Below are 12,849 nucleotides of genomic sequence, written 5' to 3' on the forward strand. Positions count from 1 at the left end.
CCCCCATTCGGACGACAGTATGGAGGCGAAGGCGGCGTGTTAACGACGCTCGCGGTCGTCGGGCTGGCGTTCAGCCTCGATCTGTTGATCGGCGAACCGCCGACCGCGATCCATCCGGTGGCGTGGTTCGGTCGACTCGTCGGCGCGGTCGATCGGCCGTGGAGCGACGACGAGCGCCGCCAACGCCTCGCCGGGGTCGCGATCGCCGCGCTCGCCCCGCTCGTCCCCGCCGCGGTCGTCGGCGGAGTCGTCCTCGGAGCGACCGCGTTCGGACCGACGGCCGGCGGTATCGCCGCCGCGCTCGCCCTCTTTCTGACGACCAGTCTGCGCTCGCTGCTCGAGCTCACCGAGGACGTCATCGCAGCGACCGAGGGGGTCGTCGCGACGGGAGCGAGCGACGGCTCGGAAGGCGGTTCGTCGTCCGATGGCCTCGAGCGGGCCCGCGAGCGGGTCCGCGGGTTAGTCGGTCGAGACACCGCGACGCTCTCAGCCGGCGAACTTCGCAGCGCTGCCGTCGAGAGCGCGGCCGAGAACCTCGCGGACGGGCTGGTCGCGACGCTGGTGCCGTTCGCGGTGCTCGCGCCGATCTCGCTCCCGGCCGCGGCGGCCGCCGCCGCGTGGATCAAGGGCGTCAACACGCTGGACTCGATGTTGGGCTACCCCTCGAAACCGATCGGCACCGCGAGCGCGCGACTCGACGACCTCGTCATGTACCTGCCCGCCCGACTCGCGGCCGCGGCGATCGCCGTCGCCGCGGTCGATCCGTTCGCGATCGTGCGCGCCCGACAGTGGGCGCGCGCGCCGCCGTCGCCAAACTCCGGCTGGCCGATGGCGACCCTCGCCTGCGCGCTCGGCGTTCGGCTCGAGAAGGCGGACGTCTACGTCCTCAATCCCGATGCCGAACTCCCGACGGTAGCCGACGGCGAGCGGGCCGTCACCGTCGTCGGCCGGGCGGCCGTCGTCTCGATCCTCGTCGCCATCGCGCTGGCGATCGCCGTTCCGGAGCTCGCGGGGGGCCTCGAGACGAACTGGCAGTCGATGACGGCCTCGAGCGCGGGGTCGACCACGGGGGTGAGACCGAGATGGCTGTAATAGGCCGCTGGATCGGTGCCGTTCGCGGCGCGCTCGGCTTCCTGACGCGGCTCCCGGTCGGCTACCGCGACGGCGACTGGGACGCGTTTCGATCGACGCCGGCGGCGTTTCCGGTCGTCGGCCTCGTCGCGGGTACGCTGGCGGCGATCCCGTTGCTCGCCGCCGGGACGCTCGCAGCGCCGACCGTTGCGCTTGGCTACCTGCTTTCGGTCTACGCCGTCACGGGAATTCACCACCTCGACGGAATCGCGGATCTCGGCGACGCGCTGGTCGTCCACGGCGACCTCGAGCGCCGCCGCGAGGTGCTGAAGGACACGACGACCGGCGTCGGCGCGCTGCTCGCGGTGGCGATCACCGTCGCCGCGCTGGCACTGGGCGGGCTCGGTCTGGCCGACCTCCCCGTCCTTGCGGCGGTCGGCGTCGCGGTGGGAGCCGAAGTCGGAGCGAAACTCGGGATGGCCGCGATGGCCTGCTTCGGGCGTGCCGCTTACGAGGGAACGGGCGAGCAGTTCACCGACGCGAGCACCGCCGGCTCGTTTCTCGTCCCCGCAGCGATCGCCCTCTCGGCGGCCGCGTTCGTCTGGCCCCACCCGGGCGCGGTCGCCCTTCCCGGTGCCGTCGCCGGAATCGGCCTCCCCTGGTACTGGGCGAACCGCTCTCTCGGGGGCATCAACGGCGACATCTTCGGCGCGGCCAACGAGATCGGCCGCGTCGCCGGCGTCCATCTGGGGGTGATCGCGTGGACGCTCTCGTGATGTGCGGCGGAAAGGGCACCCGCCTCGAGAGCTCCCGGGAGAAGCCCCTGCACCCGATCGACGGGACCGCGATGGTCGACCGCGTCCTCGCGGCGCTCGAGGCGAGCCGGGTCGAGACGATCTCCGCCGCCGTCTCGCCAAACGCGCCGGCGACGCGAGCCCACCTCGAGGAGCGCGACGGCGTCGCGACGATCGAGACGGCCGGCGAGGGCTACGTGGCCGATCTGATGGCCGTCCTCGAGCCGCCCGAACTCGAACCCCCCGTCCTGACCGTCGCCGCCGATCTGCCGCTCCTCGAGGGATCGGTCCTCGACCGAATCCTCGCGGTTCACGGCGACAGCGACGCCTCGCGGACCGTCTGTGTCCCCGCGGCGCTCAAGCGGCGACTCGGCGTCAGCATCGATTCGCGACTCGAGTCCGACGATCACCTCGCGCCGACCGGGGTCAACGTGGTCGGCACTACCGACGAATCCACGACGATGACCGACGTACACTACGATCCACGACTGGCGGTGAACGTGAACCGACGCGAAGACGCCCGTATCGCGGCCGGCATGCTGCGGAACCGGTCCGCGGAGGATCGCTGAGATGCGCGTCCTCCTCCCCGCCGGAACGACCGAGACCGCGCTGATCGACGGCATCAGCGCCGCCGGGGCCGCCCCGGAGCTGATGGAACACACGCCCTCTGCGGACGTCGAAATCCTCGAGTACGGGGAACCGGTCGCGTCGCCGGTGACGCCGGTGAGCCCGAACGGCTGTCCGACGCCGGCCGCCGTGACCCGTGCGGTCAGAGAGGTCGTCGACTTCGACGTCTCAGTGATCGATGCGGGACTCACCCAGTCGACGGCCGCGCCGACGGTCGACCTCGGCGGCGAACCCGGGGCCGACATTCGCGAAGCGGTCGCCGTGCCGGACGCGAACGCCGCCTTCGACCGCGCCTACGACTACGGCGCGAGCCTGCCGGACGAGCGGCTCGTGATCGGCGAGACGGTCCCCGGCGGGACGACGACTGCGCTCGGCGTCCTCACCGCGCTCGGCGAGCCGACTGGCGTCTCCTCGTCGCTCCCGGAGAACCCGATCGAACGCAAACGGCGAGTCGTCGACGAGGCCCTGGCCGCGAGCGACCTCGAGCCGGGTGACTGCGAGGGCGAGCCGCTCGCGGCGATCGAGGCGGTCGGCGATCCCGTCCAGCCGACGGTGGCCGGGATCGCGGCGGGCGCGCTCGAGTCCGGCACCGCGGTGACGCTCGCCGGCGGGACCCAGATGGTCGCGGTCGCCGCCGCGTTGCGCCACGCGGGAGTCGACGCGCCGCTGTCGATCGCGACCACGTCGTTCGTGGCCGACGAGCAGGGCGACCGGCTCGCGGACGCCTGCGACCGGTTCGACTGCGAGCTGACCGTCACCGACCCCGGCTTCGACGGGCGCGATCACGTCGCAATGGCCCGCTACTGCGCCGGCGAGGCCAAGGAGGGCGTCGGGATGGGCGGCGCGCTCTCGCTCGTTCCCGACGGCGAGATGGGCGCGGTCAGAGATCGGCTCGAGACGGTCTGTCGCCGGCTCGGAATCGACGCCGAGGGCGAACCGAGCGCCGAGAGCGGCGAGGGAACCGGTGATCGAACGGAGGGCGGCCATGGATCCTGACGCGATCCGAGGTGGCGAGCGGGTGCCCCACGGCGGCGAGACCGACCGCGACCTGCTCGACTTCTCGGCCAACACCAACCCCAGAACCCCCGAGGGCGTCGGCGACGTATACGCGGCCGCGCTCGAGGAGTCCCGGCGCTACCCGGACGACGACTATCCGGACTTTCGCGCCGCCGCCGCCGACTTCGTCGGCTGCGATCCCGAGCGAGTGATTCCGACGCCGGGCGGACTCGCCGCGATCCGGCTCGCGATGGAAACCGCCCTCGAGCCGGGCGACGAAGCGCTCGTTCCGTATCCCAGCTTCGGGGAGTACGCCCGCGAGGTCGAGCTACAGGGGGCGACGCCGCGGTTCGTGCGCTACGACGACCTGTGTGAACTCGGCCCCACCGTGCTCGAGCCGTGCGCGCTCGCCGTGTGCTGTACGCCGAACAACCCGACCGGGGACGCGATCGATCCGGACGCGCTCGAGTCGTTCGCCGCCCGCTGTGCGGACGCCGACACGACGCTGCTCGTCGACGAGGCGTTCCTGGGCTTCACCGATCTCCAGTCGATGGCTGGGCTGGACCGCGAGAACGTCGTCGTCACGCGCTCGCTGACCAAACTGTTCGGGCTGCCGGGGCTCCGGGCTGGCTTCGCCGTCGCGACCGGCGAGCGGCGGGACGCGCTCGAGACGGCTCGCCGCGCGTGGTCGCTCGGGACGCCGGCCGCTCGGGTCGGGACACACTGCCTGCGACGGGACGAGTTCGTTCGCGAGACGCGCGCTCGCGTCGCCGGCGAGCGCGAGCGGATGCGCGAGGCGCTCGAGGAACGATTCGACGTCCACGAATCAGACGCGCCTTTCCTCCTCTGTGACGTCGGCGACCGCGACGTAGCGACGGTGATCGACGACGCGCGTGCGTCCGGCGTCGCCGTCCGCGACGCGACGACGTTCCGTGCGCTCGACTCCCACGTCCGCGTCGCGGTCACGGATCGGACGGCCAACGACCGCCTGCTCGCCGCCCTGGGCGTCCGCAATCGCGAGGACGCCGATTCGGAAACGGAGTCATGACCGAGTCGGACCCGGATTACGACGCGCTCCGACGAGACGGCGTGCTTCGAGTCACTCGACCGGACACCGAGTGGCTCTCGACCGGCTGGAACGGCGGCCGCTCGACGACCGACTGCGCGTACAACGTCTCGGTCCCGGAGGGGTGGGATCGGACGGATCTCGAGACCTACGTCGACGACCGCCTCGAGCGGGCGGGATTCGAGACGAGCGCCGGGACCGCGGCCGCGGCCGGACCGGTGCTGTTGACCGGCGTCGATATCGCGAACGCTCGCGGCGCTCGCCGCGGCCCGGTGACGGCCTACGCGACCGCCGGGATTTCGAACCCCGCCGCGCTACCGATGGAGCCGACCCCCACCGACGAGTCCGATTCCGCCGAGGGCACAGCCGACGACTCGGGACTCGAGCGGGGACGAGGGACCGTCAACGTTATCGTCGGAACGACGCGGGCGCTCGCACCGGGCGCGCTCGAGAACCTGATCGCGGTCGCGGCGGAGGCGAAGGCGGCGACGCTGCTCGCTGAGACCGGTTTTCCGGGAACGACGACGGACGCGGTCGTCGTCGGCCACGATCCGTCGGGTTCGACAGCGAATTTCTCGGGCAGCGGTACCGAGGTCGGCGCGGCGACGCGCGCCTGCGTCCGAGACGCCGTCCGGGCGTCGCTCCGTGCCCGCTACGCTGCCGCCGACGCGGACCTGCCGGCATCGGTCGACGATGCGACCCACGGCGTTTCGACGGACGGTCGGGCCAACGTTTTTCGCCCGGCGCTCGCGACCGATCGATCACAACCTGACAGTTAACCCGTCGCGAGCCTAATCGCCGGCCGATGGTCGAGGACGACGATCCGTCAGCCGAAGCCAACGATGCGTCAGCGATTCGGTCGATCGCGCTGTCGCCGGAGGACGCCGTCGACGCCTACGTCTACAGTCGAGAGAACCCGGGCGACGCCGTTCTCCGGGTGACGCCGCCGTTCCACGGGCGAATGCGGGCCCGAATCCACGTCTACCGCGTCGACGACACCGAACTGACCGGCGCGGTGCACCTCTCCCCCGAAGCCGTCATCGCGGACGACGTCGTCGAAGCGTACCCCGACCTCGAGTCGGCGGTGGCGGACGCGGACGACGACCCAAGCGAGGCCGATCGGATCCGCGAGGACCACACCGAGGCCGTCGCGGAGTGGCGAGCGCGCGCTCGCGAGTCGATCGTCGATTCGGTCGCCCTCGAGACCGACGACGGACCCCGCCGCGTCGACCTCAAGACGCTCGGGTAGCGAGATCGCGATCGCGGCGGTCGGCTCAGACCCGTGCGATCCTCGTCCGCTCGGCGGACCGGGTCGCTGTCCCGTACTTTCACTTTCACTCCGGACGGATCGGTTTGACGTACTATCAGCCTAACTGAGATGTATGCCACTGACCGTCGAGAAGAGCGACGAACGGACCGATCGCGACGCGCGACGTCACGGACGCGAGTCTCGATCGCCCGCGAGCGACGACGGGGAGACACGGCGACAGCGCCGACGGATCGACGTCAGCGACCTGCACGCCGCCGGGATCGGCGAGTTCGTCCGATCGAACGTCGAGACCGACGCCGTCTCGCTCGAGCACCGCGGCGGCCGAACCTACCTGCTGCTCGAGGAGTGAGAGGCCGATCGGTCGGGTTCGGGACCGGTCCCCCGTATCGTTTTGCGCCGGTCCGTGGGAGGGGAGCGCATGTCGACCGCTCGAGGTGACGAAGCGGACCGCTCGCCCGACACCGCGACGCGACGCCGGCTACTCGCGGTCGCGGGAACGACCGGACTCGCCGGACTGACTCCGGGACCGAGTCTGGCCCGAAACGGCGATGGGGCCCCTCGAGTCGCGCAGCCCGACGCCGACCGAGACGACTCTGTCTCCGAGCGACCGTTGTTCGACGCCCACACGCATCTGATCCCTCACGAAACGCTCGATAGGGACTCGCTGTCCGCCGACGGACTGGTCGCCTGGATGGACGACCACGGGGTCGACCGCGCCGTCGTCCACGCGCTCGAGTCACCGGAGAGCTATCCCGTGCAAGCGCCGAGCTGGTGGGTCCTCGAACAGGTCGCCGCGTACCCCGATCGGCTGGTCCCGTTCTGTTCGATCGATCCCCGGACGCTGGTCTACGGGGACGACGCCGTCAGGGAGCTGCTTGAAGGGTACGTCGAACGCGGCGCGCGCGGGTTCGGCGAACTCAAGCCCGGCCTGCCGATCGACGACCGGCGACTCGAGACGATCTACGAGTACTGCGCCGAGTACGGGCTGCCGATCCTCTGCCATCTGGACGAGAAGGCGCTGCTGGACGATGTCGGACTACCGGGGTTCGAAGACGTCCTGGCGTCCTATCCGGGCGTCGATTTCATCGCCCACGCGCACTTCTGGTGGGCACACATCTCCGCGGACGTGACGGCCGCCGACCGGGGCCGCTATCCCGAGGGCGCGGTCGAGCCCGGGGGCCGCGTCCCCGAACTACTCGCAACGTACGACAACGTTTACGGCGACCTCTCGGCCGGCTCGGGCTGGAACGCGCTGACTCGAGACCCGGCATACGCTCGAGCGTTCCTCGCGGCCCACCACGAGCGACTCGTCTGGGGATCCGACTACCTCGCTCCCGGACAGGAGATCCCGCAGCTCACCGTGTTCGACCGATTCGATCTCCCGGACGAAGCGTGGGCGAACATCCGCTCGCGGAACCTCGAGAGTGTCCTTCGGTAACGGGGCCCGGCGACTCACTTCGGCAACGCGAACGCGTTTCGGCACCTCGAAAAACGGTATCTGGGGCGTTCAGAGCTGCTGAATCCGAATCTCGTCGTCGGTGATCGATTCGACGCGATCCGCGTCGAGCGGGTAGGTCTCCGCGTCCTCGTCGCCCCAGCCGAGCTTCGATTTGATTGTATCGGTGATGCCGGGGCTGAGATCGATGTGGGCGGTCCCCTGGCTAACGTTTTGTACGATTCCGATCTCCTCGCCGTTCGCGTTGACGACTCGTTTCCCCTCGTCGTCGTCCGTGAAATTCGCGCACATACGGTTTCCGTTCCGTGCAGTAGTCGGGTATAGACTGCCCCTGCATCTGCCCCGAGGCCGTGATCGCACGGCGTCCACGGGGATCATCGCCGTCCGACGTACCGTCGTTGGAGTCGCTCAGAACCGCTGTAATCGGATCTCGTCGGCGGTGATCTCGTTGATATACTCCTCGTCGAGTCGGTAGTTCTCCATCCCGTCGGCGACGTCTCGGTCCCGACGGAGACGCGACTTGATCGAGTCGGTCATCTCCGGGCCGGGTTCGACGTACGCGACGCCCGCGTCGACATCCTGAACGACGCCGATCTCCTTCCCGTTCGTGTTGACGACTCGCTTCCCTTCGTCGTCGACCGTCAGGTTGGCGCACATGGACGGGCGTTGGCCGAGCGGCGGGGTATACGTTGGACCGACATGTGCGTGGGTGCAGGGACCGTGCTCAGTTTGGGGCTGGGGACGTCCGCCATGCTCGAGGACCCCGTTCCACCGACACCGAGACGACGGCAAACCGGTACCACTAATCTCCCGGAATCGAGACCGCCGATAATGAAACTCGCGCGGATCGCGACGGACGACGGGCCGGTCACGGGACGGTACGAGGACGGCGTCGTCCACACGGACGACGGCGTCTACGAGATCAGTACGGACGACGACTTCCTGCCGCCGTGCGAGCCCTCGGCGCTGTACTGCGTCGGGCGCAACTTCGCGGCGACGCTCGACCAGATGGAGTACGAGCGACCCGACGAACCCGACTTCTTCATCAAGCCGCCGGCGTCGCTCGTCGGCCAAGGGGACCCGATTCCCTACCCCGAATTCAGCGACGAGGTAACCTACGCCGGCGAACTCGCAGCCGTCATCGACGAGCCCTGCCGGAACCTCTCCGAAGACGAAGTACCCGACGTCGTCCGCGGCTACACGATTCTGAACGACATGGACGCGCTCGATCAGGGCGGTCGAACGGCCCGCAAGGCGTTCGACGCCTCCGGCCCGCTCGGTCCGTGGATCGAGACCGCCGTCGACCCGACGGAGATCGACATGCACACCGACGTCGCGGGCGAGCGCCGCCAAGAGGCCAACACCGAACTGATGCTCTTCGACCCGTACGAGGTCATTTCGTACCTCTCCCGCCACTTCACCTTCCGCCCCGGCGACGTGATCTCCTTCGGCAGCCCCGCCAACCCCGGCCTCGTCGAACCCGGCGACACCGTTGAGATCACCTACGAGGGCGTCGGCACGCTCCGAAACACGGTCGTCGACTCGAGCGAACGGGAGAAGCTGTCGCTCGAGTCGGAACCGTCTCGCACATAGACGTGAGTTCGGACACGTCACAGCACGCCGACCGATCCACCCGCGGGTGGGACTGAAAGGGGCGACATCGCTCGATAACGGACGGCGATGCGAGCGCTGACCGACGGGAAGAGCGCAGCGAGCCGCCCGAATCGAGCGATTCGGGGCTTTCGGGGTAGCGTCGTCGTCGTTGTGACTCCCGCAAGAGACGGGTAGAAAGGCACTTGGGTCCGACCCGCCTCTCCACGGTCGTGAGCGCTGACGCTACGCGACGCGTCGAGGTGTACCCCGACCGCGAGGTCGTCGTCGAGTTCGACCCCGACCTCACCTTCGAGTGCGTCGACGACTGCACGTGGTGCTGTCACCACGGCGTGCTCCTCTACGACAGAGACCTCCTCGAGTTGGCCCAACGGGCGAATCTCTCCGAGACGACGACGGAGTTCCGCGGCGAGAAGTTCGTCACGCGCGAGGGGAAAGACCGTGAGGACCACGTCGCCGAGGACGGCTCGGCCTGTGCGTTCCTCCGGGAGGACGGCCTCTGTTCGCTGCACCTAGAGGAGGACTGGAAACCGACGCGGTGTTCGGTCTTTCCGCTCGGCGTCTGGCTCGAGGACGGCGACCTCCACGTCGACATTCGGGACTCGGCCCACGAGCACTGTGAGGGGCTGAACGTCAGCGAACGAAGCGTTATCGACAACCTCGAGGCCTTTCTGCCGGAACTCCTCTGGGAGCTCGAGAACCCGGATTCGGACCGCGAACTCTAGGTCCTGTCCGGTAGCGTTCGATGAATAGACGATGAACAGTCATTCGAGATAATTGACTGATATATAGACGGACAATACTGTGGGGTGAGATACCACGTCTCTCCAAGCGTTTAAACGTCTGCCGCACATAGTTAAAGTGTGACAGAAGACTCCGGGCGACGGAACCTCCGTATGCCCAACAGCGATGAAGTATTCGCCGTCGTAACCGAACACCTCGGTGGCAATCACGTCCGCCTCCGCTGTGAGGACGGCGAGGAGCGACTCGGCCGCATCCCGGGTCGCATGAAATACCGTACCTGGATCGAGCAAGACGACATCGTCGTCGCCGAGCCGTGGGACTGGCAAGACGAGAAGGCCACCATCGAGTGGCGCTACACCGGCCAGGACGCAGATCAACTGCGTCGCGAAGGCCACATCGATTGATCCCCGGTATCGGGTCCGGTAACTACTAGATTTCTCTCTCGATAGATCGCCCGTAGCGGCCGCGCTGGCGCTCGTCTTCGTCTGCTTGATGAAACCCGAACGATACGAGCGGTGATCCCGACCGACGAGACCGGAAATAAACGACGCGTGCTAACAGAAGTACACCCAGTAGGAATGGTCCTCTGAGCACGTAACTGTCGTATACTCGCCGAACGCCGCGACCGATTTCCGCACTTTCACGTCCACCTCCTCACCGGGGAGCGAGACGCTCGCGCGCTCTCCACAGTGGGGACAGCTGACCTCCCGCGTTGCGACGGTTTGCATTTCGATACACCGTGTTACTGTACGTCACGGACGAGCATAAACTGCACACCCCGTTCGGAGAGTGAGCCGACCATCACGGGTCGAGTCGCGGCCGGTGAGTTCGCGGGAGGCGGCTACCGCGTCGCTCGCTTCCACTCGCGCAGGCCGACGATCTCCTCGTCCACGACCGTCGACTCCGCCTCGGTCGCCGCCCAAACGAACATCGGCGCGACGGCGTCCGGATCGCGGCCGTTCCCGCCCGAGAGCGCCGTCGCGACGACGCCGGGGTCCAGACACCCCACCACGTACTCGGTGTCGGCGGCGAAGCCCCGCGCTACCGCCTCCGCGGTCGCCTTCGAAATCGCGTAGGAGCCGTACCCCGATGTTCCGTCTCGAGCGACCGAGCCCGTCGGCACGAGCACTCGCGCATCGTCGTTCAGGTGCGGGAGCGACTCCCGGATCGTCGCGTACACGCCGCGACCGTTCGTCCGCCAGTGATCGTCGAACGCGGAATACGATTCGTCGTCGGTCGGCGTCGCCCCCGCCTCGCCGTGATAGACGCCCGCCGCGGGAACGACGATATCGATGCCGGCCGCCTCGCCCGTCCGCGAGGCGGTCTCGGCCAGCCGCTCGACATCGTACTCGTCGCGAACGTCGGTCCTGAGCCCCGCCGCGGTGGTACCCGCATCCTCGAGCGCGTCGACGGTGTCCTCGACCTCGTCGGCGTCTCGAGCGCCGACGACGACGGTCGCTCCGTCGGCAGCGAACGCCTCGGCGACGGCGCGTCCGATGCCGCGCGTTCCACCGGTCACGATGGCCGTCTGGTCGTCCATACGATCATTACGGGATCGACCCACAGGAACCCACCGGGCGGGGTCGACGGTCGCGACCGACGCGAACCCGGCGCGGTCGTCCCGGCGTCGCACCGTCGATAGATCGGATTCCCTACCTATGTATGATACACGTTTAACAGCGGTCCGATACTCACGGTCGACTATGCAATCGCTGGCCGGTGAGTCAGTCGTCGTGATCGGAAGCGGGATCGGCGGGCTCTCGACGGCCTGTTACCTCGCCGACGCAGGTGCGGACGTGCGCGTCATCGAGAAGAACGAACAGCTCGGCGGGCGAGCGAGCCGGCTCGAGAAGGACGGCTTCAAATTCGACATGGGACCGTCGTGGTACCTGATGCCCGACGTCTTCGAGCGGTTTTTCGCCGATTTCGGCCGGACGCCGAGCGAGTACTACGACCTCGAGCATCTCGATCCCCATTATCGGATCTTCTTCAAAGACGGCGATCGGGTGGACGTCACGCCCGACTTAGAGCGGACGAAAGACGTCTTCGAGGAGTACGAGTCGGGCGCGGGCGAGGCCCTGGAGCGCTACCTCGAGAAGTCGAGGGAGAACTACGAGGTCGGCATGGAGCACTTCGTCTACGAGGACCGGGAGCGCCTGCGGGACTACCTGGATCTCGACGTGGCGCGACAGGCGCGAGGCCTCTCGCTTCTGGGGTCGATGCAGGGCCACGTCGAGAGCTACTTCGACCATCCGAAGCTCCAGCAGATCATGCAGTACACGCTGGTCTTTCTCGGTGGCTCTCCGACCAACACGCCGGCGCTCTACAACCTGATGAGTCACGTCGATTTCAACCTCGGCGTCTGGTATCCCGACGGCGGGATCGGCGCGGTCATCGACGGCATCGCCGAACTGGGCGCGGAACTCGGCGTCGAGTACGATCTCGAGCGGCCAGCGACGGAGATCAAGGGCCGCACGGGCGGGTTCGAGGTCGAAACGCCGAGCGGACCCGTTCAGTCGGATCTGGTCGTGAGTAACGCGGATTACGCTCACACCGAGCAGGAACTGCTCACCCCCGAACGGCGCGGCCACGACGCGGACTACTGGGAGAAGCGGACCTACGCGCCCTCCGCGTTCCTGCTCTATCTCGGCGTCGAGGGCGATGTCGACGAACTCGCTCACCACACGCTCGTGCTCCCGACGGACTGGCAGGATCACTTCGACCAGATCTTCGAGGATCCCCAGTGGCCCGACGATCCGGCGTACTATCTCTGCGTTCCCTCGGAGACCGACGACGACGTCGCCCCCGAGGGCCACAGCGCCCTGTTCGTCCTCGTCCCGATCGCGCCCGGCCTCGAGGACACCCCCGAAATCCGCGACGGGTACCGGGACCTGATCCTCGCCGACATCGCCGAGAACGCGGGCACGGACCTCCGGGACCGGATCGTCCTCGAGGAGCGGTTCTCCGTCGCGGACTTCGCGAGCCGGTACAACAGCTACGGTGGGACGGCGCTGGGACTGGCTCACACCCTCCGCCAGACCTCGCTCTTCCGGCCGCCGCATCGATCGAAAGAAGTCGACGGACTCTACTTCGTGGGCGGCGATACCACGCCCGGAATCGGCGTCCCGATGTGTCTCATCAGCGGCGATCTGACCGCGGAGAAAGTGCTCGAGGATCACGGTCTCGAGGGCTGACCGTGTCGGACCCGCGAGGG

At 68.3% G+C, this 12,849-nt stretch carries 17 protein-coding genes; 13 read left to right on the forward strand and 4 right to left on the reverse strand.

What is annotated here, in order from left to right:
- Nucleotides 1-36: 36 nt before the first annotated feature.
- The 9 genes from LDH66_RS05315 to LDH66_RS05355 all read left to right on the forward strand — a co-directional run bounded on the left by LDH66_RS05315 (nucleotide 37) and on the right by LDH66_RS05355 (nucleotide 7,262).
- Complete coding sequence (locus LDH66_RS05315; protein WP_226480026.1) at nucleotides 37-1,092, forward strand: CobD/CbiB family cobalamin biosynthesis protein; 1,056 nt, start codon at nucleotides 37-39, stop codon at nucleotides 1,090-1,092.
- Nucleotides 1,083-1,847: an adenosylcobinamide-GDP ribazoletransferase gene (gene cobS, locus LDH66_RS05320; protein WP_226480027.1), complete on the forward strand. Its 765-nt coding sequence runs from the start codon at nucleotides 1,083-1,085 to the stop codon at nucleotides 1,845-1,847. Before LDH66_RS05315 ends, cobS begins: the two co-directional genes overlap by 10 nt.
- Nucleotides 1,847-2,434, forward strand: a complete 588-nt coding sequence (locus tag LDH66_RS05325) for an NTP transferase domain-containing protein (protein WP_226480948.1) — start codon at nucleotides 1,847-1,849, stop codon at nucleotides 2,432-2,434. Before cobS ends, LDH66_RS05325 begins: the two co-directional genes overlap by 1 nt.
- 1 nt (nucleotide 2,435) lies before the next feature.
- The gene (gene cobT / locus LDH66_RS05330) at nucleotides 2,436-3,488 is read left to right on the forward strand and encodes a nicotinate mononucleotide-dependent phosphoribosyltransferase CobT (RefSeq protein ID WP_226480028.1); all 1,053 of its coding nucleotides are present in this window, start codon (nucleotides 2,436-2,438) and stop codon (nucleotides 3,486-3,488) included.
- Nucleotides 3,478-4,536, forward strand: a complete 1,059-nt coding sequence (locus LDH66_RS05335; RefSeq protein WP_226480029.1) for a pyridoxal phosphate-dependent aminotransferase — start codon at nucleotides 3,478-3,480, stop codon at nucleotides 4,534-4,536. Before cobT ends, LDH66_RS05335 begins: the two co-directional genes overlap by 11 nt.
- Nucleotides 4,533-5,333: an adenosylcobinamide amidohydrolase gene (locus LDH66_RS05340; RefSeq protein ID WP_226480030.1), complete on the forward strand. Its 801-nt coding sequence runs from the start codon at nucleotides 4,533-4,535 to the stop codon at nucleotides 5,331-5,333. The genes LDH66_RS05335 and LDH66_RS05340 overlap by 4 nt, the downstream gene beginning before the upstream one ends.
- A 26-nt stretch (nucleotides 5,334-5,359) precedes the next feature.
- Nucleotides 5,360-5,803, forward strand: a complete 444-nt coding sequence (locus LDH66_RS05345; RefSeq protein ID WP_226480031.1) for a DUF8009 family protein — start codon at nucleotides 5,360-5,362, stop codon at nucleotides 5,801-5,803.
- Nucleotides 5,804-5,936: 133 nt separating this feature from the next.
- Nucleotides 5,937-6,173 (forward strand): hypothetical protein, encoded by a 237-nt coding sequence (locus LDH66_RS05350; RefSeq protein ID WP_226480032.1) that lies wholly within the window; start codon nucleotides 5,937-5,939, stop codon nucleotides 6,171-6,173.
- 69 nt (nucleotides 6,174-6,242) lie between these two features.
- Entirely contained in the window at nucleotides 6,243-7,262 is a 1,020-nt protein-coding gene (locus LDH66_RS05355) for an amidohydrolase family protein (protein ID WP_226480033.1), read from the forward strand.
- Between the two features lie 69 nt (nucleotides 7,263-7,331).
- On the opposite strand, the gene LDH66_RS05360 is transcribed toward LDH66_RS05355, so the two are convergent.
- Entirely contained in the window at nucleotides 7,332-7,571 is a 240-nt protein-coding gene (locus tag LDH66_RS05360) for a PRC-barrel domain containing protein (protein WP_226480034.1), read from the reverse strand.
- Between the two features lie 117 nt (nucleotides 7,572-7,688).
- On the reverse strand, nucleotides 7,689-7,937 hold the full coding sequence (locus tag LDH66_RS05365; protein ID WP_226480035.1) for a hypothetical protein: 249 nt from the start codon (nucleotides 7,935-7,937) through the stop codon (nucleotides 7,689-7,691).
- Between the two features lie 174 nt (nucleotides 7,938-8,111).
- Here LDH66_RS05365 and LDH66_RS05370 point away from each other — a divergent pair, with 174 nt between their 5' ends.
- The 3 genes from LDH66_RS05370 (at nucleotide 8,112) to LDH66_RS05380 (ending at nucleotide 10,039) form a co-directional block, all read left to right on the forward strand.
- Nucleotides 8,112-8,873, forward strand: a complete 762-nt coding sequence (locus LDH66_RS05370) for a fumarylacetoacetate hydrolase family protein (protein WP_226480036.1) — start codon at nucleotides 8,112-8,114, stop codon at nucleotides 8,871-8,873.
- Nucleotides 8,874-9,103: 230 nt separating this feature from the next.
- Nucleotides 9,104-9,616, forward strand: a complete 513-nt coding sequence (locus LDH66_RS05375; protein WP_226480037.1) for a YkgJ family cysteine cluster protein — start codon at nucleotides 9,104-9,106, stop codon at nucleotides 9,614-9,616.
- Nucleotides 9,617-9,754: 138 nt separating this feature from the next.
- On the forward strand, nucleotides 9,755-10,039 hold the full coding sequence (locus LDH66_RS05380; RefSeq protein ID WP_081603348.1) for a translation initiation factor eIF-1A: 285 nt from the start codon (nucleotides 9,755-9,757) through the stop codon (nucleotides 10,037-10,039).
- A 150-nt stretch (nucleotides 10,040-10,189) separates the two neighbouring features.
- Here the strand turns inward: LDH66_RS05380 and LDH66_RS23250 are convergent, their stop codons facing one another.
- Entirely contained in the window at nucleotides 10,190-10,363 is a 174-nt protein-coding gene (locus tag LDH66_RS23250; RefSeq protein WP_425492889.1) for a hypothetical protein, read from the reverse strand.
- A gap of 113 nt (nucleotides 10,364-10,476) precedes the next feature.
- Nucleotides 10,477-11,175: an SDR family NAD(P)-dependent oxidoreductase gene (locus LDH66_RS05385; protein ID WP_226480038.1), complete on the reverse strand. Its 699-nt coding sequence runs from the start codon at nucleotides 11,173-11,175 to the stop codon at nucleotides 10,477-10,479.
- A 163-nt stretch (nucleotides 11,176-11,338) separates the two neighbouring features.
- On the opposite strand from LDH66_RS05385, the gene LDH66_RS05390 reads away from it, so the two are divergent.
- Nucleotides 11,339-12,829, forward strand: a complete 1,491-nt coding sequence (locus tag LDH66_RS05390) for a phytoene desaturase family protein (RefSeq protein WP_226480039.1) — start codon at nucleotides 11,339-11,341, stop codon at nucleotides 12,827-12,829.
- The last annotated feature ends 20 nt before the right edge of the window (nucleotides 12,830-12,849 follow it).

The organism is Natrinema amylolyticum, assembly GCF_020515625.1.
In the GTDB taxonomy this organism is placed as follows: Archaea; Halobacteriota; Halobacteria; order Halobacteriales; family Natrialbaceae; genus Natrinema; species Natrinema amylolyticum.

Bases quoted from the DNA above. Each gene is read 5' to 3' on its own strand.
- cobS (WP_226480027.1), top strand. From the start codon at position 1,083: ATGGCTGTAATAGGCCGCTGGATCGGTGCCGTTCGCGGCGCGCTCGGC.
- LDH66_RS05325 (WP_226480948.1), top strand. From the start codon at position 1,847: ATGTGCGGCGGAAAGGGCACCCGCCTCGAGAGCTCCCGGGAGAAGCCC.
- cobT (WP_226480028.1), top strand. From the start codon at position 2,436: ATGCGCGTCCTCCTCCCCGCCGGAACGACCGAGACCGCGCTGATCGAC.
- LDH66_RS05335 (WP_226480029.1), top strand. From the start codon at position 3,478: ATGGATCCTGACGCGATCCGAGGTGGCGAGCGGGTGCCCCACGGCGGC.
- LDH66_RS05340 (WP_226480030.1), top strand. From the start codon at position 4,533: ATGACCGAGTCGGACCCGGATTACGACGCGCTCCGACGAGACGGCGTG.
- LDH66_RS05345 (WP_226480031.1), top strand. From the start codon at position 5,360: ATGGTCGAGGACGACGATCCGTCAGCCGAAGCCAACGATGCGTCAGCG.
- LDH66_RS05350 (WP_226480032.1), top strand. From the start codon at position 5,937: ATGCCACTGACCGTCGAGAAGAGCGACGAACGGACCGATCGCGACGCG.
- LDH66_RS05355 (WP_226480033.1), top strand. From the start codon at position 6,243: ATGTCGACCGCTCGAGGTGACGAAGCGGACCGCTCGCCCGACACCGCG.
- LDH66_RS05360 (WP_226480034.1), bottom strand. From the start codon at position 7,571: ATGTGCGCGAATTTCACGGACGACGACGAGGGGAAACGAGTCGTCAAC.
- LDH66_RS05365 (WP_226480035.1), bottom strand. From the start codon at position 7,937: ATGTGCGCCAACCTGACGGTCGACGACGAAGGGAAGCGAGTCGTCAAC.
- LDH66_RS05370 (WP_226480036.1), top strand. From the start codon at position 8,112: ATGAAACTCGCGCGGATCGCGACGGACGACGGGCCGGTCACGGGACGG.
- LDH66_RS23250 (WP_425492889.1), bottom strand. From the start codon at position 10,363: ATGCAAACCGTCGCAACGCGGGAGGTCAGCTGTCCCCACTGTGGAGAG.
- LDH66_RS05385 (WP_226480038.1), bottom strand. From the start codon at position 11,175: ATGGACGACCAGACGGCCATCGTGACCGGTGGAACGCGCGGCATCGGA.
- LDH66_RS05390 (WP_226480039.1), top strand. From the start codon at position 11,339: ATGCAATCGCTGGCCGGTGAGTCAGTCGTCGTGATCGGAAGCGGGATC.